This is a genomic window from Pseudomonas sp. IPO3774 (assembly GCF_013386835.1).
Classification (GTDB): domain Bacteria; phylum Pseudomonadota; class Gammaproteobacteria; order Pseudomonadales; family Pseudomonadaceae; genus Aquipseudomonas.
In genome coordinates this window covers 1-18,704 of record NZ_JACAQY010000051.1, presented here as the reverse complement: position 1 = coordinate 18,704, position 18,704 = coordinate 1, and the positions used below count along the sequence as shown (strand labels likewise).

Sequence of the window (18,704 nt, the reverse complement as noted above, 5' to 3'; positions counted from 1 at the left end):
CAGGAGGTCTCTATGTTCGATAAAAACAATAAGCTGCGACATAGCATTTCATTGGCGGCCGTGCTGGCGCTCAGCGGGCTCAGTGCTGCGGCCTGGGCGGATGCTTATGAAGACGCTGCGAAAAAATGGATCGGCAGTGAGTTCAAACCGTCGACCCTCACCGAAGCCCAGCAGCTTGAAGAGCTGAAGTGGTTTATCAAGGCCGCGGAGCCGTTTCGCGGGATGAAGATCAACGTGGTGTCGGAAACCCTCACCACCCACGAGTATGAATCCAAGGTGCTGGCCAAGGCCTTCAGCGAAATCACCGGGATCAAGCTGACCCACGACTTGCTGCAGGAAGGCGACGTGGTGGAAAAGCTGCAAACCCAGATGCAGTCCGACAAGAATATCTATGACGGCTGGGTCAACGATTCCGACTTGATCGGTACGCACTTTCGCTATGGCAAGACAGAATCCATCACCGACCTGATGGCCAACGAAGGCAAGAACTTCACTTCACCCACCCTGGACATCAAGGACTTCATCGGTATTTCGTTCACCACTGCGCCCGACGGCAAGATCTACCAATTGCCCGACCAGCAGTTCGCCAACCTGTACTGGTTCCGCGCCGACTGGTTCGAACGGGCAGACCTGAAAGCCAAGTTCAAGGAGAAGTACGGCTATGAACTCGGCGTGCCGGTGAACTGGTCGGCCTACGAAGACATCGCCAAATTCTTCAGCGAAGACGTCAAGGAAATCGACGGCAAGCGCGTCTACGGGCACATGGACTACGGCAAGAAAGACCCGTCCCTTGGCTGGCGCTTCACCGATGCCTGGTTCTCCATGGCCGGTGGCGGCGACAAGGGCCTGCCCAACGGTTTGCCGGTGGACGAATGGGGCATTCGCGTGGAGGACTGCCACCCGGTGGGCTCCAGCGTCACCCGTGGTGGCGACACCAACGGCCCGGCGGCGGTGTATGCCACGCAGAAATACGTGGACTGGATGAAAGCCTATGCACCACCGGAAGCGGCGGGCATGACCTTCTCCGAATCCGGTCCGGTGCCGTCCCAGGGCAACATCGCCCAGCAGATCTTCTGGTACACCGCGTTTACCGCCGACATGACCAAGCCGGGCCTGCCGGTGGTCAACGCCGACGGCACGCCGAAATGGCGCATGGCGCCATCACCCGTCGGGCCTTACTGGGAAAAGGGCATGAAGAAGGGCTATCAGGACGTAGGTTCCTGGACCTTCCTCAAGTCGACGCCCGAGAAGCAGAAACTGGCGGCCTGGCTGTACGCGCAGTTCGTGACCTCGAAAACCGTGTCTCTGAAGAAAACCATCGTTGGCCTGACGCCGATTCGTGAGTCTGACATCAACTCCCAGGCCATGACCGACCTGGCGCCGAAACTCGGTGGGTTGGTGGAGTTCTACCGCAGCCCGGCCCGGGTGGAGTGGACCCCGACCGGCACCAACGTGCCGGACTATCCACGGTTGGCGCAATTGTGGTGGAGCCATATTTCGGAAGCGGCCAGCGGAGAGAAGACGCCGCAGCAGGCGCTGGATGGGTTGGCCAAGGATCAGGACGCGATCATGACGCGCCTGGAACGCTCCAAGGTGCAGCCGATTTGCGGGCCGAAAATGAACGAGGAACGGGACGCGCAATACTGGTTTGACCAGCCGGGTGCGCCGAAACCGAAGCTGGCGAATGAGAAGCCGCAGGGTGAGACGGTCAGTTATAACGAGTTGCTGAAGTCGTGGGAGGCGGCGCGCAAGTAACCCAGACGCCGCAGATCAAAAATGTGGGAGCGGGCTTGCTCGCGAAGGCGGTAGATCAGTCAGCAGATATGTGACTGACAGACCGCTTTCGCGAGCAAGCCCGCTCCCACATTGGGTTTGCGGTGTTTCTGCAAGGGGGGCTATTTGGGATACAGCGGCGGCAAGCTGGTGCTATCCCCTGCAGGGTCCTGCTCGCGCTCCGCCATCGGAATCGCCTTCACCGCCCGCCACAATTCCTCTCCCTGCCAATACTGCCCACTCTCGCTGTACAGCGCGCCGTTCAACCCATCCAGCGCATCCGACAACGGCACAAACCGCGCCGCCATATCCGCCAGGGTCTCCGGCTGCTGTCGCGCCCAGGCATCCAGCGCCTGACGCGTAGCCTGCGGGTCATTCGCCTGGCTCGCCCGCTTGAGGTCGTCCAGCAAAGTTCGCGGGCTCGGGCCGGTTTGCGCGGCACGCAAAATCGCCGGCTGCCAGCGTGCACGCCACCACAAACCGAAGCCCAGCAGGGTGGTGCAGGCCAGGATCAGGCTGGTCAGTTGCCAGATCCACAGGCTGTCGTTGTCCGGCGCGGTGATCACGGTCGGGCTGGCCGGCGTGTCCACGATCAGGCTCGGGTTGGTCGCCACCTGCAGGGTGCGCGCCGGCAGGCTGGTGCGTTCCAGATGGTCTTCGTGGGTGTTCCACCACACCACGTCCACCGCCGGCAGTTCAAGCGCGCCAACGCGGTTGGGCACCAGCGCTTCGCGGTCTTCACGGCTGCCGATCAGGCCACGGTCGTTGTTCTGGTTGCTCAGCACCGGCTGGTCCGGGTAGCGGCGCAGGCCGGGGATGTCGCTCAGTGCCAGCGGTGGCAGTTGCGCGCCGGCCAGGCCTTCGGCTTTCAAGGTCAGGCTGCGGGTCAGGGAGTCGCCCACCTGTACGTGATCGGGCTCGGGGTTCCAGCTTTCCGTGAGGGTCAGGCTGCGGGCCGGCAGCCAGGGAGCGTCGGCCGGGTACATTGCCGGCTTGGCCTTGACCGTCAACGACAGCTCCGGCGAACTGACGTGAATCAGCTTACCGGGCTTGGAACCCTGGGGGTTGTTGTCCTGGGCGGGCCGTGGCTCTACCAGGGTGGCGCTGAACGTCTGCGTCGGAATGGTCAGTGTGCCGCTGTGCTGCGGGTAGATGGCATAGCGGGTTTCGATCACACCGTGGCGGATGCCGTTGATGACTTTCTCGTAGGTGCGCGACTCGCCCAACTGCTCGATGCGCGTATCGGCGACCTGCAACGGCGTGAGGCTGCTGTCGTCATACAGCGATACCGAGTGGTAGACGCGCACGGTCAGCAACGCCTGGGCCTGGACGTAGACGCTGTCCTGGTCGAGGTTGGTTTCGATGAACACAGGAGCCAGTTGGGCCTCGGTGTTCTGGCTGACGGTTTCCACCACTTGCAGGGTAATCGGCTGGGTCTTGAGTTCGCCGATCTGCAACGGTGGAATCACCACGGTGCCGTTCTCCTTGGGCAGCAGGGTGATGATCCAGCGGGTGGTGGCGTGGTTGTCGCCGCCCAGGGTGGTGAGCTGGTTGATCTGGCGTGTGCCGCTCACTTCAAACAGAGGGTCCAGCGGCGCCAGGTCCGGTTTGCCGAACAGCGTGACGTCGTTGGATTCCACCGTCAGTTCCACCGTCTCCCCGGAATTGATGCGGCTGCGGTCGACACTGGCCACCAGGCCGGCGGCCTGGGCCTGGCTGGCCCACAACGCGAGGGTGAGAAGAAAGGCGGTGCAGCGGTTCATCGAGTCTTGTCCTGATGTTGTTGCTGTTCGTACCAGAATTTGCGTCGCAGCAACTCGCCGGGGTTGTCCGGGATCTGCCGCAGCCATTGTTCCAGGGCCTGGCGCTGCTCGCCTTCAAGCGTGCCGTCGACCGGGCGCAGGGGCGGGGTGGTGGTTTGTTCATCACCCAACTCGCTGCCGGGTACCTCGTTGCTGCCGGCGTGGGGCGTGGCCCCGGTTTGCGTGTCGGTCGCGCCGGGCTGGCCCTGGCCTTGGGACGTCTGCTCGCCACCGGTGGCGGTCTGGCTGCTGGCGCCCGGTTGCGCAGTCTGGCCGGGTTGGGTGGTTTCGTCATCCTCGTTTTTTGCAGGCTTGGCCGGCTCGGTTTTTTCCGGTTCCTGTTGCATCAGGCTTTCCACCAGCGCCTTGTTCTTCAGCGCCGGCTGCAAGTCTGGCTGGGCTTCGAGGGCTTGTTCGTAGGCATCGATCGCCGCTTCCAGCTCGCCGCTTTTGGCCAGGGCATTGCCTCGATTGTAGTGGGAGTAGGCGTCGCTGCCTTCGGCAAACCGCTTGGCGGCTTCGGCATAGTTGCCCGCTTCATACAGTGCGACGCCTTGCCATTGCGGGTCTTCGAAATGTTCGGCTGCTTCGGCCGGGCGTTTTTTCTTCAGCAGCAGTTGGCCCTGTTGGTCGGGGCGCAGCCACAGGTCCTGGAAGTCGAAGGCATAGCTGGGCTGCGGCGCGCCCAACAGCAGCAACGGCAGGAAGAACAGCCAGCCCCGGCGCCCGGCGCAGGCAGCGAGCAGCAGCAGTGGCAAGAGCAACCAATAACCCTGGTCGGCCCAGGTGTCGAGGTGCAGCAGTTGGCCGTCATTGCGCAGACTTTGCGGGCCGTCCAGCATCCCGAGGTGGCGCAGGTCCTTGTCGTCCAGGCGTGCCTGGCGGTAGAGGCCGCCCATTTCGCTGGCGAAGGCCTTGAGGGTCGGGCTGTCGAGACGCGGTACGAGGATTGCGCCTTGGGCGTCCTTGAGGAATTCGCCGCTTTCCTGGGTCACCGGCGTGCCTTCACGGCTGCCAATGCCGAGGATCGACAAGCTCGGCGCCTGGTTGCCTTGCAGCTGCAGGCGGATGCCCTGGCGCTCCTGCTTGGACAGGGAAGATCCGATCAGCAGCAGTCGGCCCTGGCCGAGGCCGCCATGCTTGAGCAGGCTCAGGGCTTTTTCCACCGCCAGGTCTGCGCGGTGGCCGGGCTCGGGCATGATCGAGGGGCGCAGGGCTTCCAGCAGGTTATGGCTGGTGGCCAGGTCGTCCGAGAGTGGCACCAGCGTATGGGCGCTGCCGGCGTAGACCACGATTGCGGTCTGCGCATCGCTGCGGGCCTGAAGCAGGTCGAACAGCTTGCGCCGTGCCTGTTCGAGGCGGCTGGGCGGGCTGTCGGTGGCGAGCATTTCCGGGGTCAGTTCCAGCAGCACCACCAGCGGGTCGGCGGGCTTCTGGCTGGACTGTTCGACGCGTTCCCAGCTCGGGCCCAGCAACGCCAGCACGGCCAGCAGCCAGGCGATGCCGAGCACCACCCATGGCGACTTGCTTTCGCGGCCACTGCCGCCGCTGAGCAGCGCGGCATGGAACGCCGGCGGCAGAATCATCTGCCAGCGCCCGGCGCGTTTCTGGCGGTGCCACAACTGCCACAGCAACCAGCCGAGCAGCGGCAGCAGCAACAGCCACCAGGGACGGAACCAGTGCGGCCACAGGGCGATCATCGACGCCTCCGCAAACGCAGGCGTTTGAGGCGTTCACGCCATTCAGGATTGGGTTGCAGGAAACGGCCCTTGCTTGAGAGTTTGTTGAACAGGCGTTGCAGGGCGTTATCCGGCCAGCGTTCCTGGATCACCAGCAGCATGCTGAGGATCAGCGCCAACGCCAGCGGCGCGCTGTACAGCGCCTGGGCGGGGCGGGCCTGGGTGGGTTGCTGGGCCACGGGTTCGAGCTGGTCGAGGGTTTCCTTGATCTTCAGCAGTTCGTTGCCGTCGCGGGCGCGGAAGTAGCGGCCGCCGGTGGCCTCGGCGATGGCCTTGAGGGCCGGTTCGTCGAGGTCGAGGCTCGGGTTGACGCCGAGGATGCCCAGGGAGCCGGTTTGCTCGGGGTCTGCGCCGATGCCGATCGGGTAGATTTTCACGCCTTCTTCGGCGGCCAGGCGGGCGGCGGTCAGCGGGTCGATTTCGCCGGCATTGTTGGCGCCGTCGGTGACCAGGATCAGCACCCGGCTTTGCGCCGGACGCTGGCGCAGGCGCTTGAGGGCCAGGCCGATGGCGTCGCCAATCGCGGTGTTTTTACCGGCGATGCCAATCCGCGCCTCATCCAGCCAGGTGCGCACGGTGCGCCGGTCAAAGGTCAGCGGCGCTTGCAGATAGGCCTGGCTGCCGAACAGGATCAATCCCACGCGATCACCTTCGCGGCCCTCCAGGAAATCTCCCAGCAGGTGCTTGACCAGGCTCAGGCGGCTGACGTCCTCGTCCTGCCATTGCATGTCGGGAAAGTCCATCGAGCCGGAAACGTCCACCGCCACCAGCAAATCGCGGCCGCTGGCGGCAATCGGCAGCGGCTCGCCCAGCCACTCCGGGCGGGCGGCGGCGGCCAACAGCAGCAGCCACAGGAATACGAACGGTGCTTGCTGGCGCCAGCCCGGCAGGTTGACCCGCGCGCGGCGGCGGGCCAGGCCTTCGAGGTCGCTGAGGAAACTGACTTTCAGCGCCGGCTCGCCGCTGTCGGCCACCGGCAGGATGAGGCGCAGCAACCAGGGCAATGGCAACAGGGCAAAGATCCACGGCCAGGCGAACTCAAACATGTTTGCGAATCCAGGTGTCGACCGCTTGGGTCAGGCCAGCGATGGCCTTGTCGTCGAGTTTGCATTCGGGCTTGTAGGCGCCTTCCACCAGAACCATCCAGCGGGTCAGGCCGGCAGCGGGGCAACGGTTGTCGAGGAACGCCAGCCACTTGCGGCCGTTGAGGGTGTGGCTCTGGCTGTAGGGGTAGTCGTTGCGGCACAGGCGCTTGAGCAGGCCGTTGAGCTGTTGCAGCCAGGCACCGGCCGGTGCGCCGTCGTAGGGTTTGGGCATCAGCGCCAGTTCGGCGAGGGCGGCGATGCGCAGCGGGTCCAGGGGTTGTTCGGCACGGGCCAATGGGCGCTTGGCTGGCAGGAAACGGCGCAGCCACCACAGGCCCCAGCCCGCCAACGGGATGATCAGCAGCAACAGCCACCAACCCGGCGCCGGCGGCCAGAAGCCGATCACTGGCGGGGCGATCAGGGGTTGCAGTTGGTCGAGGCTGCTCATTGCTTTTTAACCGGGCGTTGCGGGTTCAGGTATTCGCGCAGTTGCTCGACCATTTCACCCTGGGTACTCAAGGGCATCAACAGCACCCGCAGCTTTTGCGCGAGCAGTTCCCAGCGTGCGCTGCGGGCTTCGGCCTGGGCCTTGTAGGCCTGGCGCAGATCAAAATTCAGGGTGTCCAGCTCCAGCTGTGCGCCGCGCTCGGCGAAGCGCAGCAGGCCGGCGGCGGGCAGGGCGTGGTCCAGCGGGTCGGACACCGGCAACAGCAGCAGGTCGCAATGCCGTGACAGCAGGCTCAGCTGTTGCTCGGCGCCTTCGGTCAGGGCGCGCTCGTCACAGATCACAATCACCAGGCTGCCCGGGCGCAATACTTCCCGGGCTCGGCGCAAGGCCATGCCGAGGGCGTCGGCTTCGGGGCGGCGTTCGGTGTTGAGGCTCTGGTTGACCCGTACCAACCGGTTGAGCAATTGCAGCAGGCTTTGCTTGCTGCGCCGGGGTTTGATTTCGTAGTGCTCGCTGTCACCGAACACCAGCCCGCCGACCCGGTCGTTATGGCCCAGCGCCGCCCAGCCGATCAGGCTCGCCGCCTGAGCCGCCAGCACCGACTTGAACATCTGCCCCGAGCCGAAAAACAGCCGGCAGCTTTGCTCCACCATGATGAAGATCGGCCGTTCGCGCTCTTCATGAAACAGCTTGGTGTGGGGCTCCTGGGTGCGTGCAGTGACGCGCCAGTCGATGGTGCGCACATCGTCGCCGGCCTGATACACCCGCACCTGGTCGAAGTCGACCCCGCGCCCGCGCAGTTTCGAGTGGTGCAGGCCGATCAGCGGGCTGCGCTGGCTCGGCGTGGAAAATAGCTGCACTTCCCGCACGCGATGACGCATCTCGATCAATTCGCTCAGGGTGACACGGGTTCCATCGCCAGCGTTCATGGACGTCAAGCGACGGCAACGACGTCGAGAATGCGTTGCACCACGCGGTCCTGGTCGATGCCGGCCGCTTCGGCCTCGAACGACAGAATGATGCGGTGGCGCAGCACGTCGAACAGCACCGCCTGGATGTCTTCCGGGCTGACGAAATCGCGGCCGGCCAGCCAGGCGTGGGCCCGGGCGCAGCGGTCCAGCGCAATCGAGCCACGAGGGCTGGCGCCATAGGCAATCCATTCGGCCATTTCCGGGTCGAACTTGGCCGGTGTGCGAGTGGCCATGACCAGTTGCACCAGGTATTCCTCCACCGCATCGGCCATGTACAGGCCGAGGATTTCCTTGCGCGCGGCGAAGATCGCCTGCTGGCTGACGCGCCGCTCGGGCTTGGTTTCACCGTTGAGGGCTTCGCCACGGGCCTGCTGCAGGATGCGGCGCTCGACGGCGGCATCGGGGAAGCCGATTTTCACGTGCATCAGGAAACGGTCGAGCTGGGCTTCGGGCAGCGGGTAGGTGCCTTCCTGCTCGATCGGGTTTTGCGTGGCCATCACCAGGAACAACGGCGACAACTCATAAGTGCTGCGCCCCACGCTGACCTGGCGCTCGGCCATGGCTTCGAGCAATGCCGACTGCACCTTGGCCGGGGCACGGTTGATTTCGTCCGCCAGCACCAGGTTGTGGAAGATCGGGCCTTGCTGGAACACGAAACTGCCGGTTTCCGGGCGATAGATCTCGGTGCCGGTGATGTCGGCGGGCAGCAGGTCGGGGGTGAACTGGATGCGATGGAACTGGGCCTCGATCCCTTCTGCAAGCTCCTTGATGGCCTTGGTCTTGGCCAGCCCGGGAGCGCCTTCAACCAGCATATGGCCATCGGCGAGCAGGGCAATGAGCAAGCGCTCGATGAGTTTTTCCTGGCCGAGAATCTGCGTTGAAAGAAAGGTTCGCAGCGCAAGCAGCGCTTCACGATGTTCCATCGATGACGGTTCCTGGAGAGGTGAGACTGGGCATTGCGAAAAATGCCAGGCCTGGGGGCGTTACTTTAATGCATCGGAGGGGGTGGAGACTAACGGCGCGGGGGGTATTTTTCGGGAAATGTGGGAAATGTCTGAGGTTTTTTCCGATAGGCGCCTGCCTTTGTGGCGAGGGAGCTTGCTCCCGCTGGGTTGCGCAGCAGCCCCAACAAGGCTGCCGAGTTTTTCCAGGCAGAACGCAGTTGGCTGGATTGGGGCCGCTTCGCAGCCCAGCGGGAGCAAGCTCCCTCGCCACATTGTGCGGATTTGGCAACTAGGCCCGGATATAGGTCCCGGTGCCCTTGAGAATGTTCTGCAGGGTTTCTTCCACTTCGGCCAGATCCGACTCGGCGGTGCCGTGGGTGATTGCCAATTGATCGTGGCCGCCCAATGCATCGGCATCCGCCGCGCCAATCTCCACCAACAGTGTCGTGGCACTCAGGGTGATCTTCAGCCCGTCCAGGGTCGACGGCTCGTAATCCCAGGTGACTTCCACCTCGTCCTCGTCCGGATAACGGGTCACCATGAACATCTCGCCCTTGTCGCCGTGGCAGCAGAGCATGGCCATGTTGTCTTCTTCGTCATCGCACGGGTTGACGATCAGGTGGGCGGTGGTGAGTTGCAATGGCATGGTTAATCCTGTCTGGGGGAGGGCGAAGCAGGGCAATTGTGCCATTGCGGCGAATTTTGTGCTGCATCGTGTGTCAGACCTTGTGGCATGACCTGGCGGGCAATATCAGTCATTTCCGGTACTCGGCGCCCCGGGATTTCTCCGAAAACACCCGGTTGCCCAAGTCGCAACCCGCCGGCAGCGTGCCGATGACCGAATATGTCGCAGCGTCGCAAGCAGCTTGCTTCCTACACTCGTTAAGCTGCGCAACGGATGTGCCTCGCCAGGAGTCTGACCTGCCCGTCGTACCGTCACCTGGCAAGGTGCGCATCTTATGGAAGTTGAATGTGACCTCATTGTCTTGTCCAGCTTCACCCACCTGTCACTCTGAATTCGTTACTGTAGACCGCGAACAGAGCTGACGGTCTCCCCGCAAGGGGATAACACGCGACGCTTCCATCAATAACAAGCCCAAGCGGAGTACCACAGATGGCGTTCTTCACCGCAGCCAGCAAAGCCGACTTCCAGCACCAACTGCAAGCGGCACTGGCGCAGCACATCAGTGAACAGGCACTGCCACAAGTGGCGCTGTTCGCTGAACAATTCTTCGGCATCATTTCCCTGGATGAACTGACCCAGCGTCGCTTGTCCGACCTGGCCGGTTGCACCCTGTCTGCCTGGCGCCTGCTTGAGCGCTTTGATCACAACCAACCGCAAGTGCGGGTCTACAACCCCGATTACGAACGTCATGGCTGGCAATCGACCCACACTGCGGTCGAAGTGCTGCACCACGACCTGCCATTCCTGGTGGACTCGGTGCGTACCGAGCTGAACCGCCGTGGCTACAGCATCCACACCCTGCAAACCACCGTACTCAGCGTGCGTCGTGGCAAGAAGGGCGAGCTGCTGGAAATCCTGCCCAAAGGCACCCAGGGCGAAGACGTTCAGCAAGAATCGCTGATGTACCTGGAAATCGACCGCTGCGCCAACGCCGCCGAGCTGAATGTCCTGAGCAAGGAACTTGAGCAGGTGCTGGGCGAAGTGCGCGTCGCTGTCGCCGATTTCGAACCGATGAAAGCCAAGGTCCAGGAACTGCTGGCCGGTATCGACGCCAGCCCGTACGTGATCGACGGCGAAGAAAAAGCCGAGATCAAGAGCTTCCTGGAATGGCTGGTGGGCAACCACTTCACCTTCCTCGGCTATGAAGAGTTTGTGGTACGTGACGAGGCGGACGGCGGTCATATCGAATATGACGCCAACTCGTTCCTCGGTCTGACCAAACTGCTGCGCCCAGGCCTGACGGCCGACGAGCTGCGCATCGAAGACTACGCGGTGAACTACCTGCGTGAGCCGGCCGTGCTGTCGTTCGCCAAGGCTGCACACCCAAGCCGCGTGCACCGCCCGGCCTACCCGGACTACGTGTCGATCCGCCAGATCGACGCCGACGGCAAGGTCATCAAGGAATGCCGCTTCATGGGCCTCTACACCTCCTCGGTGTACGGCGAAAGCGTGCGGGTGATTCCTTACATCCGTCGCAAGGTGACGGAAATCGAGCGTCGCTCGGGCTTCCAGGCCAAGGCGCACTTGGGCAAGGAACTGGCCCAGGTGGTCGAGGTTCTGCCCCGTGATGATCTGTTCCAGACCCCGGTGGACGAGCTGTTCAGCACCGTGATGTCGATCGTGCAGATCCAGGAACGCAACAAGATCCGCGTGTTCCTGCGCAAGGACCCGTACGGCCGTTTCTGCTACTGCCTGGCCTACGTGCCGCGCGACATCTATTCCACCGAAGTGCGCCAGAAGATCCAGCAAGTGCTGATGGATCGCCTGAAAGCCTCGGACTGCGAGTTCTGGACGTTCTTCTCCGAGTCCGTACTGGCTCGCGTGCAGTTGATCCTGCGGGTAGACCCGAAGAACCGCCTGGACATCGACCCGCTGCAACTGGAAAAAGAAGTGGTGCAGGCCTGCCGCAGCTGGCAGGACGACTACTCCAGCCTGGTGGTGGAAAGCTTCGGCGAAGCCCACGGCACCAACGTGCTGGCTGATTTCCCGAAAGGTTTCCCGGCCGGCTACCGTGAGCGTTTCGCCGCGCATTCGGCCGTGGTCGACATGCAGCACTTGCTCAGCCTGACCGAAGCCAACCCGCTGGTGATGAGCTTCTATCAGCCGCTGGGCCAGGTTTCCGGCCAGCGCGAGCTGCATTGCAAGCTGTATCATGCCGATACGCCGCTGGCGCTGTCCGATGTGCTGCCGATCCTGGAAAACCTCGGCCTGCGTGTCCTGGGTGAATTCCCGTACCGCCTGCGTCATGCCAATGGCCGCGAGTTCTGGATTCACGATTTCGCGTTCATCGCCGCCGAAGGTGTGAACCTCGATATCCAGCAATTGAACGACACCCTGCAGGACGCATTCGTGCATATCGTGCACGGCGATGCCGAAAACGATGCGTTCAACCGCCTGGTGCTGACGGCCGGCCTGCCATGGCGCGACGTGGCGCTGCTGCGTGCCTACGCCCGTTACCTGAAGCAGATTCGCCTGGGCTTCGACCTGGGTTACATCGCCAGTACCCTGAACAACCACACCGACATCGCCCGCGAGTTGACCCGGTTGTTCAAGACCCGTTTCTACCTGGCGCGCAAGCTCACCGCCGAAGACCTCGAAGACAAGCAGCAACGCCTGGAACAAGCGATCCTCACGGCCCTGGACGACGTTCAGGTGCTCAACGAAGACCGCATCCTGCGTCGCTACCTGGACCTGATCAAGGCCACCCTGCGGACCAACTTCTACCAGGCTGACGCCAACGGCCAGAACAAGTCGTACTTCAGCTTCAAGTTCAACCCGCACGCGATTCCTGAGCTGCCCAAGCCGGTGCCGAAGTTTGAAATCTTCGTCTACTCGCCTCGGGTTGAAGGCGTGCACCTGCGCTTTGGCAACGTCGCTCGCGGCGGCCTGCGTTGGTCCGACCGTGAAGAAGACTTCCGCACTGAAGTGCTGGGCCTGGTAAAAGCCCAGCAAGTGAAGAACTCGGTAATCGTGCCGGTGGGCGCCAAGGGCGGTTTCCTGCCGCGTCGTCTGCCGTTGGGCGGCAGCCGGGACGAGATCGCGGCCGAGGGCATCGCCTGCTACCGCATCTTCATTTCCGGCCTGCTAGACATTACCGACAACCTGAAAGACGGCGCCCTGGTGCCACCGTTGAACGTGGTGCGCCACGACAACGATGACCCGTACCTGGTAGTAGCAGCGGACAAGGGCACTGCGACCTTCTCCGACATCGCCAACGGCATCGCCATCGACTACGGCTTCTGGCTGGGTGATGCGTTCGCTTCCGGTGGTTCTGCCGGTTACGACCACAAGAAAATGGGCATCACCGCCAAGGGCGCGTGGGTGGGTGTGCAGCGTCACTTCCGTGAGCGCGGCATCAACGTCCAGCAAGACAGCATCACCGTGGTGGGCGTGGGCGACATGGCCGGCGACGTGTTCGGCAACGGCCTGTTGATGTCCGACAAGCTGCAACTGGTTGCGGCCTTCAACCACCTGCACATCTTCATCGATCCAAACCCGAACCCGGCCAACAGTTTCGCTGAACGTCAGCGCCTGTTCGACCTGCCGCGCTCGGCCTGGACCGACTACGACACCAGCATCATGTCGGAAGGTGGCGGTATCTTCTCGCGCAGCGCGAAGAGCATTGCCATCTCGCCGCAGATGAAAGAACGCTTCGACATCCAGGCCGACAAGCTGACCCCGACCGAACTGCTGAACGCCTTGCTCAAGGCGCCGGTGGACCTGTTGTGGAACGGCGGTATCGGTACTTACGTCAAGGCCAGCACCGAAAGCCATGCCGATGTGGGCGACAAGGCCAACGACGCCCTGCGCGTCAATGGCAACGAGCTGCGCTGCAAGGTGGTGGGCGAGGGCGGTAACCTCGGCATGACCCAGCTGGGTCGTGTGGAATTCGGCCTCAATGGCGGCGGTTCCAACACTGACTTCATCGACAACGCCGGTGGTGTGGACTGCTCCGACCACGAAGTGAACATCAAGATCCTGCTCAACGAAGTGGTGCAGGCCGGTGACATGACCGACAAGCAGCGCAACCAGTTGCTGGCGAGCATGACCGACGAAGTCGGCAGCCTGGTGTTGGGCAACAACTACAAGCAAACCCAGGCCCTGTCCCTGGCTGCCCGCAAAGCCTTCGAGCGCGTGGCCGAGTACAAGCGCCTGATGAGCGATCTGGAAGGCCGTGGCAAGCTGGACCGCGCCATCGAGTACCTGCCGACCGAGGAGCAGCTCAACGAGCGCGCCGCTGCGGGCAAGGGCCTGACCCGTCCGGAGCTGTCGGTACTGATCTCCTACAGCAAGATCGACCTCAAGGAAGCGTTGCTCAAATCCCTGGTGCCGGATGACGACTACCTGACCCGTGACATGGAGACCGCTTTCCCGCCGAGCCTGGTGGCGAAGTTCTCCGAAGCCATGCGTCGCCACCGTCTGAAGCGCGAGATCGTCAGCACCCAGATCGCCAACGACCTGGTCAACCACATGGGCATCACCTTCGTTCAGCGCCTCAAAGAGTCCACCGGCATGAGCCCGGCGAACGTGGCGGGCGCCTACGTGATCGTGCGTGACATCTTCCACCTCCCGCACTGGTTCCGTCAGATCGAAGCCCTGGACCACCAGGTCTCGGCCGACGTGCAACTGGAGCTGATGGACGAGCTGATGCGCCTGGGCCGCCGTGCCACGCGCTGGTTCCTGCGCAGCCGTCGCAACGAACAGGATGCGGGGCGTGATGTTGCGCACTTCGGTCCACACCTTGCCGCGCTGGGCCTCAAGCTCGACGAACTGCTGGAAGGCCCGACCCGCGAAGGTTGGCAGAACCGTTACCAGGCTTACGTCGAAGCCGGTGTGCCGGAGTTGTTGGCGCGCATGGTTGCAGGCACTACCCACCTGTACACCCTGCTGCCAATCATCGAAGCCGCCGACGTGACAGGCCAAAGTGCGGCAGACGTCGCGAAGGCTTACTTCGCCGTCGGCAGCGCCCTGGACTTGCCGTGGTACCTGCAGCAGATCAGCAGCCTGCCCGTGGGCAACAACTGGCAGGCCCAGGCCCGCGAAGCCTTCCGCGATGACGTGGATTGGCAGCAACGGGCGATCACCATTTCCGTACTGCAAATGGCCGATGCGCCAGAAGACATGGAAGCCCGCGTGGCCCTGTGGCTTGAGCAGCACCAGGACATGGCTGATCGCTGGCGCACCATGATGGTGGAGATTCGTGCTGCAGTCGGCACGGACTACGCCATGTACGCGGTAGCCAACCGTGAGTTGCTGGACCTGGCGATGAGCGGTCAATCGGTGCTGTAACTGGCTTGATTGAGCGGTAAAACCAAAAGCCCGGTATCGAAAGATATCGGGCTTTTTTGCATTTGATTATCGGCGTGTTATCTCAACTTGTGGCGAGGGGGCTTGCTCCCGTTGGGCTGCGCCGCAGTCCCGTTTTTGGGGCCGCTGCGCGTCCCAGCGGGAGTAAGCTCCCTCGCCACAGGTTAAAACAGTGTGATCAATTGCTGCGTAGTAGCTTGGCTTCCAGATGATCCAGATGCCGGGTCATCAAGTTGACGGCTTTGCCGGCATCGCCATGCTCCACCGCATCCACAATCGCCCTATGTTCCTGCCATGCGCAATACGTGCAAGCCTTGGCCTCAAACTGCGCAATCGCCAATGAGGTCAGCGGCACCAGGCTGTTGAGAAACTGTGCCAGCGGCGCGTTGCCCGCAATTGCCGCCAATTGCAGGTGAAATTCCCCGGAAAGGCGAATCGCCGGGCCACGTTCGTCACGCTCGATGCAGTCGCGCTCCCGTGCGATCAACTCCCGCAGTTGGCGGATCTGCGCCGGTTTCGCCTGGGCACACGCCAACTGCACCACGGTGATTTCCGTCAGGCGCCGCGCCTCGAGAATCTGCTGGGTCTGTTGTGCATCCGGTGCCGCCACCTGGGCGCGGTGGTTGGGCCGCAGGATGATCACTTGCTGGTGCGACAGCCGCGCCAGCACCCGGCGAATCACGCTGCGGCTGACGCCAAAACTTTGCCCGAGGCTCTCCTCGGTAAAACGGCTGGCGGGGGCGATGCGTTGCTCGAGAATGGCGTCGAACAGTGCCGGGTAGATGTCGTCCACCGAGAGTTTCGGCTTGCCCACCAGGCGCAACGGCGTAAAGGGGAAAGGGGTGTGCAGGGCGTGAGCGGTCATGCGCGGTCTCCTGGAAGTCAGCTACCCAGATGGTCGTCCGGGATGTTCAAGCGAATGCCCATGCGCAAGCCTTCCTGCAGGATATGCCGGCGCATTTCGGCGCTGGCCAGGGCGCTGTTCTTGTTGCGGATCGCCCGCACCACGGCGTCGTTTTCCTGCAAGCGTTCCGCCAGGTGTTCGGGGGAGTTGCGCAGTACCTGGGCGCTTTGCTTGAGGGCGTTGCTGGTTTGTTGCACCACGTTCTGGAAGATCGGGTTGGAGGTCAGGGCGAACAGTTCTTCGTGGAACGCGATGTAGGCGTTCATCCCGGCTTCGCTGTCGCCGGCGTCGAGGGCTTCGCGCATGTCCATCAGGGTCAGGCGCAGTTGCCCGACTTCCTTGCTGCTGATGGATTGCGCCACTAAACCTACGATAAAGGGCTCGAGGGTGTAGCGCAGTTGCAGGATGTCTTCGAGGCTGGCGTCGGCCACGCCGCTGTCCTGGGCCTGGGATTCGCTGAGGGTGGTTTCCAGCACCACCACGCCCTTGCCGGGCATGGAGCGTACCAGGCCGAGGGTTTCCAGCACGATCACCGCTTCGCGCAGGCTCGGGCGGCTGATGCCCATTTGCTCGGCCAGTTCACGCTGGCCGGGCAGCATCTCGCCGCGCCGCCACTGACCCCTCGCCAGGGCGGCGCGCAGTTTTTCTACCACTGAATTGACGACGGTTGACGAGGTGATCACGTGTGGCTCCCTTTAAATTGAACTGTCTGCTTGGTGTGGCGAGGGAGCTTGCTCCCGCTGGACTGCGCAGCAGGCCCATTTTTTGGGGCCGCTTCGCGCCCCAGCGGGAGCAAGCTCCCTCGCCACAGGGGGTGAGTCTGTCTCATCAGAACTCTTGGTGGGCGGGCAGCACCGGTTTCTTGGCCTGGAAGGCATACCCTTGTTGACCGTCCAGCACCTTGTTGGCGCGCTGGATATCGATGTCTTTTTCCCAGCGGGCGATGGCCACGGTGGCGACGCAGTTGCCGATCAGGTTGGTCAGCGCCCGGCCAATGCCCATGAACCAGTCCACCGCCAGCACCAGCACCAGGCCCACCACCGGAATCGCCGGGATTGCGGTGAGTGTCGCCGCCAGAATCACCAGTGCCGAACCCGGAATCCCGTGGGCGCCCTTGGAGGTGATCAGCGACACCAGCAGGATGGTCAGCAGGTCGGTCATCGACAGCGGTGTGCCGGTGGCATTGGCGATAAACACGATGGCCAGGGTCAGGTAGATGGAGAAACCGTCGAGGTTGAACGAGTACCCGGTCGGAATCACCAGGCCCACGGTGGAGCTGCCAATGCCAAGGTGTTCCAGTTTACGCATGATCTGTGGCAACACGGCATCGGAGGACGCGGTGCCCATCACGATCAACAGTTCTTCCCGCAGGTACTTGAGCAGCGGCATCATCCGCAGGCCCGACAGGCGCATCACCAGCCCCAGAATCACCGCGACGAACAGGAAGCACGTAAGGTAGAACAGGCCCACCAGGCTGCCCAGGTGTTGCAGGGAATCCAGGCCGTAGGTGCTGGTGGTGAAGGCGATGGCGCCGAACACGCCGATGGGCGCCAGGCGCACGATCATGCCCATGATGCGGAAGATCACGTGGCTCAGCTCGTTGATCAACCGAGAGATGCCGGAAGCGGCTTCGCCCACCAGGTTCAGTGCGCTGCCGAACAACACCGAGAACAACAGCACTTGCAGCACGTTGTTGTCCGCGAAAGCGCCGATCACCGAGTTGGGGATCAGGTCCATCAGGAACTGGCTGGTGCCCTTGATGTGTTGGCCGCGGTCTGCCAGTTCATTCAGGCCGGCAGACGACAGTTGCTCCAGGTGGATATTGGCGCCGGTGCCGATCCCGGTGCTGAAGGCCATGATCAGGCCGATCACCAGGGCCACGGTGGTCAGTGCTTCAAAGTAGATCACCGACTTGAGGCCGATGCGCCCGACTTTCTTCAAGTCGCCGGCACCGGAAATACCGCTGACCACCACGCAGAATACGATCAGGCCAATCAGCATTTTGATCAGCTTGATGAAGCCGTCACCCAGGGGTTTGAGTTGCGAGGAGAATTCAGGGAGGGCGAGGCCGCAGATTATGCCGATCACCAGGCCAATCACGACTTGCAGGAAAATCGAACGCGAGCACCATCTGAGCATGGGAAGGATCTCTATTCGGTGCCCTGGTGGGTCCAGGGCTTAATTGTTGTGGTCTGACCGGTATGTCCAGTGCGGGGCCAGTCTACGCTCGGTTTTTTTCAAGTCGCAAGTAAATATTACGCGGATGGCAGGTCCCGGTCTGACCAGTTGGTTCGCAAGGTTCGTGCTTGAGCGGTTGGCGGCCCAGAATTTTTTTCGCTTATCATCCCGGGCTTGGTTCACAGGGTGAGTTATGGATATTCCAGGATTGATCACGGACGCGGCGGGCGTCACCAGCTGTACGTGGCGCACGGCGGCGCCGGAGTACCCGGATTACCACGACCACGAATGGGGCGTGCCGGTGGCCGATGACATTGCGCTGTACGAGAAGATTTGCCTGGAAGGTTTTCAGGCGGGCATGGCGTGGATCACCATCCTGCGCAAGCGCGAGGCGTTTCGGCGGGCGTTCGAGGGCTTTGATTTTCGCCGGGTGGCGCAGTACACCGAGCAGGACATCGAGCGATTGATGGCCGACCCGGGTATCGTGCGCAATCGCGCCAAGATCGTGTCCACCATCAACAACGCCCGGCGCGCCTGTGAGCTGGTGGATGAGACCGGCTCGCTGGCGGCGTGGCTGTGGTCGTTTGAACCGGCCGCCGATGAGCGCCCGGCGGTGGTGGACATGGCGTACTGGACGGCCAACCCCACGTCAGCCGCGTCAACACGTTTGTCCAAGGCCCTGAAGAAACGTGGCTGGAGCTATGTGGGCCCGACCACCATGTATGCGTTCATGCAGGCGATGGGCATGGTCAACGACCACCTTGAAGGCTGTATCTGCCGGCCTCGAATCGAACATCTGCGCCACCACTTCAAACGACCCTGAGCCACTGACTGTGCGCGGTTAAAACTGTGGGAGATTCTATGGTTG

13 protein-coding genes are annotated in these 18,704 nt (G+C 62.7%); 3 read left to right on the top strand and 10 right to left on the bottom strand.

The annotated features are described in order from the left end of the window. The first annotated feature begins 12 nt into the window (after positions 1 to 12). The gene (locus HYE77_RS24820; RefSeq protein ID WP_003218534.1) at positions 13 to 1,755 is read left to right on the top strand and encodes an ABC transporter substrate-binding protein; all 1,743 of its coding nucleotides are present in this window, start codon (positions 13 to 15) and stop codon (positions 1,753 to 1,755) included. A gap of 140 nt (positions 1,756 to 1,895) precedes the next feature. Here the strand turns inward: HYE77_RS24820 and HYE77_RS24815 are convergent, their stop codons facing one another. From HYE77_RS24815 to HYE77_RS24785, 7 genes are all read right to left on the bottom strand, one after another. After that, positions 1,896 to 3,536 (bottom strand): BatD family protein, encoded by a 1,641-nt coding sequence (locus tag HYE77_RS24815; RefSeq protein WP_177054985.1) that lies wholly within the window; start codon positions 3,534 to 3,536, stop codon positions 1,896 to 1,898. After that, positions 3,533 to 5,275 (bottom strand): tetratricopeptide repeat protein, encoded by a 1,743-nt coding sequence (locus HYE77_RS24810; protein ID WP_177008209.1) that lies wholly within the window; start codon positions 5,273 to 5,275, stop codon positions 3,533 to 3,535. The genes HYE77_RS24815 and HYE77_RS24810 overlap by 4 nt, the downstream gene beginning before the upstream one ends. Next, a complete protein-coding gene (locus tag HYE77_RS24805) occupies positions 5,272 to 6,360 on the bottom strand; it encodes a VWA domain-containing protein (RefSeq protein ID WP_177069669.1) in 1,089 nt (362 codons plus the stop codon). Before HYE77_RS24805 ends, HYE77_RS24810 begins: the two co-directional genes overlap by 4 nt. Continuing rightward, positions 6,353 to 6,847 carry a DUF4381 domain-containing protein gene (locus tag HYE77_RS24800; protein WP_003218539.1) on the bottom strand — a complete coding sequence of 165 codons (495 nt, stop codon included), beginning with the start codon at positions 6,845 to 6,847 and terminating at the stop codon, positions 6,353 to 6,355. The genes HYE77_RS24805 and HYE77_RS24800 overlap by 8 nt, the downstream gene beginning before the upstream one ends. After that, on the bottom strand, positions 6,844 to 7,776 hold the full coding sequence (locus HYE77_RS24795) for a DUF58 domain-containing protein (RefSeq protein ID WP_003218540.1): 933 nt from the start codon (positions 7,774 to 7,776) through the stop codon (positions 6,844 to 6,846). The genes HYE77_RS24800 and HYE77_RS24795 overlap by 4 nt, the downstream gene beginning before the upstream one ends. Before the next feature lie 5 nt (positions 7,777 to 7,781). Then, positions 7,782 to 8,741: a MoxR family ATPase gene (locus HYE77_RS24790; protein ID WP_003218556.1), complete on the bottom strand. Its 960-nt coding sequence runs from the start codon at positions 8,739 to 8,741 to the stop codon at positions 7,782 to 7,784. A 310-nt stretch (positions 8,742 to 9,051) separates the two neighbouring features. After that, entirely contained in the window at positions 9,052 to 9,408 is a 357-nt protein-coding gene (locus HYE77_RS24785; RefSeq protein WP_003212949.1) for a hypothetical protein, read from the bottom strand. Between the two features lie 468 nt (positions 9,409 to 9,876). Here HYE77_RS24785 and HYE77_RS24780 point away from each other — a divergent pair, with 468 nt between their 5' ends. Beyond that, the gene (locus HYE77_RS24780) at positions 9,877 to 14,736 is read left to right on the top strand and encodes an NAD-glutamate dehydrogenase (RefSeq protein ID WP_177069667.1); all 4,860 of its coding nucleotides are present in this window, start codon (positions 9,877 to 9,879) and stop codon (positions 14,734 to 14,736) included. Positions 14,737 to 14,932: 196 nt separating this feature from the next. On the opposite strand, the gene HYE77_RS24775 is transcribed toward HYE77_RS24780, so the two are convergent. The 3 genes from HYE77_RS24775 to HYE77_RS24765 all read right to left on the bottom strand — a co-directional run bounded on the left by HYE77_RS24775 (position 14,933) and on the right by HYE77_RS24765 (position 17,797). Then, positions 14,933 to 15,619 carry a GntR family transcriptional regulator gene (locus tag HYE77_RS24775; RefSeq protein WP_102369279.1) on the bottom strand — a complete coding sequence of 229 codons (687 nt, stop codon included), beginning with the start codon at positions 15,617 to 15,619 and terminating at the stop codon, positions 14,933 to 14,935. Positions 15,620 to 15,636: 17 nt separating this feature from the next. Further along, positions 15,637 to 16,341, bottom strand: a complete 705-nt coding sequence (locus tag HYE77_RS24770) for a FadR/GntR family transcriptional regulator (protein ID WP_003212959.1) — start codon at positions 16,339 to 16,341, stop codon at positions 15,637 to 15,639. A gap of 145 nt (positions 16,342 to 16,486) precedes the next feature. Then, positions 16,487 to 17,797 carry a C4-dicarboxylate transporter DctA gene (locus HYE77_RS24765; protein ID WP_008433031.1) on the bottom strand — a complete coding sequence of 437 codons (1,311 nt, stop codon included), beginning with the start codon at positions 17,795 to 17,797 and terminating at the stop codon, positions 16,487 to 16,489. Positions 17,798 to 18,029: 232 nt separating this feature from the next. On the opposite strand from HYE77_RS24765, the gene HYE77_RS24760 reads away from it, so the two are divergent. Continuing rightward, positions 18,030 to 18,659: a DNA-3-methyladenine glycosylase I gene (locus HYE77_RS24760; protein WP_177069665.1), complete on the top strand. Its 630-nt coding sequence runs from the start codon at positions 18,030 to 18,032 to the stop codon at positions 18,657 to 18,659. Positions 18,660 to 18,704 lie beyond the last annotated feature (45 nt).

Bases quoted from the DNA above. Each gene is read 5' to 3' on its own strand.
- HYE77_RS24820 (WP_003218534.1), top strand. From the start codon at position 13: ATGTTCGATAAAAACAATAAGCTGCGACATAGCATTTCATTGGCGGCC.
- HYE77_RS24815 (WP_177054985.1), bottom strand. From the start codon at position 3,536: ATGAACCGCTGCACCGCCTTTCTTCTCACCCTCGCGTTGTGGGCCAGC.
- HYE77_RS24810 (WP_177008209.1), bottom strand. From the start codon at position 5,275: ATGATCGCCCTGTGGCCGCACTGGTTCCGTCCCTGGTGGCTGTTGCTG.
- HYE77_RS24805 (WP_177069669.1), bottom strand. From the start codon at position 6,360: ATGTTTGAGTTCGCCTGGCCGTGGATCTTTGCCCTGTTGCCATTGCCC.
- HYE77_RS24800 (WP_003218539.1), bottom strand. From the start codon at position 6,847: ATGAGCAGCCTCGACCAACTGCAACCCCTGATCGCCCCGCCAGTGATC.
- HYE77_RS24795 (WP_003218540.1), bottom strand. From the start codon at position 7,776: ATGAACGCTGGCGATGGAACCCGTGTCACCCTGAGCGAATTGATCGAG.
- HYE77_RS24790 (WP_003218556.1), bottom strand. From the start codon at position 8,741: ATGGAACATCGTGAAGCGCTGCTTGCGCTGCGAACCTTTCTTTCAACG.
- HYE77_RS24785 (WP_003212949.1), bottom strand. From the start codon at position 9,408: ATGCCATTGCAACTCACCACCGCCCACCTGATCGTCAACCCGTGCGAT.
- HYE77_RS24780 (WP_177069667.1), top strand. From the start codon at position 9,877: ATGGCGTTCTTCACCGCAGCCAGCAAAGCCGACTTCCAGCACCAACTG.
- HYE77_RS24775 (WP_102369279.1), bottom strand. From the start codon at position 15,619: ATGACCGCTCACGCCCTGCACACCCCTTTCCCCTTTACGCCGTTGCGC.
- HYE77_RS24765 (WP_008433031.1), bottom strand. From the start codon at position 17,797: ATGCTCAGATGGTGCTCGCGTTCGATTTTCCTGCAAGTCGTGATTGGC.
- HYE77_RS24760 (WP_177069665.1), top strand. From the start codon at position 18,030: ATGGATATTCCAGGATTGATCACGGACGCGGCGGGCGTCACCAGCTGT.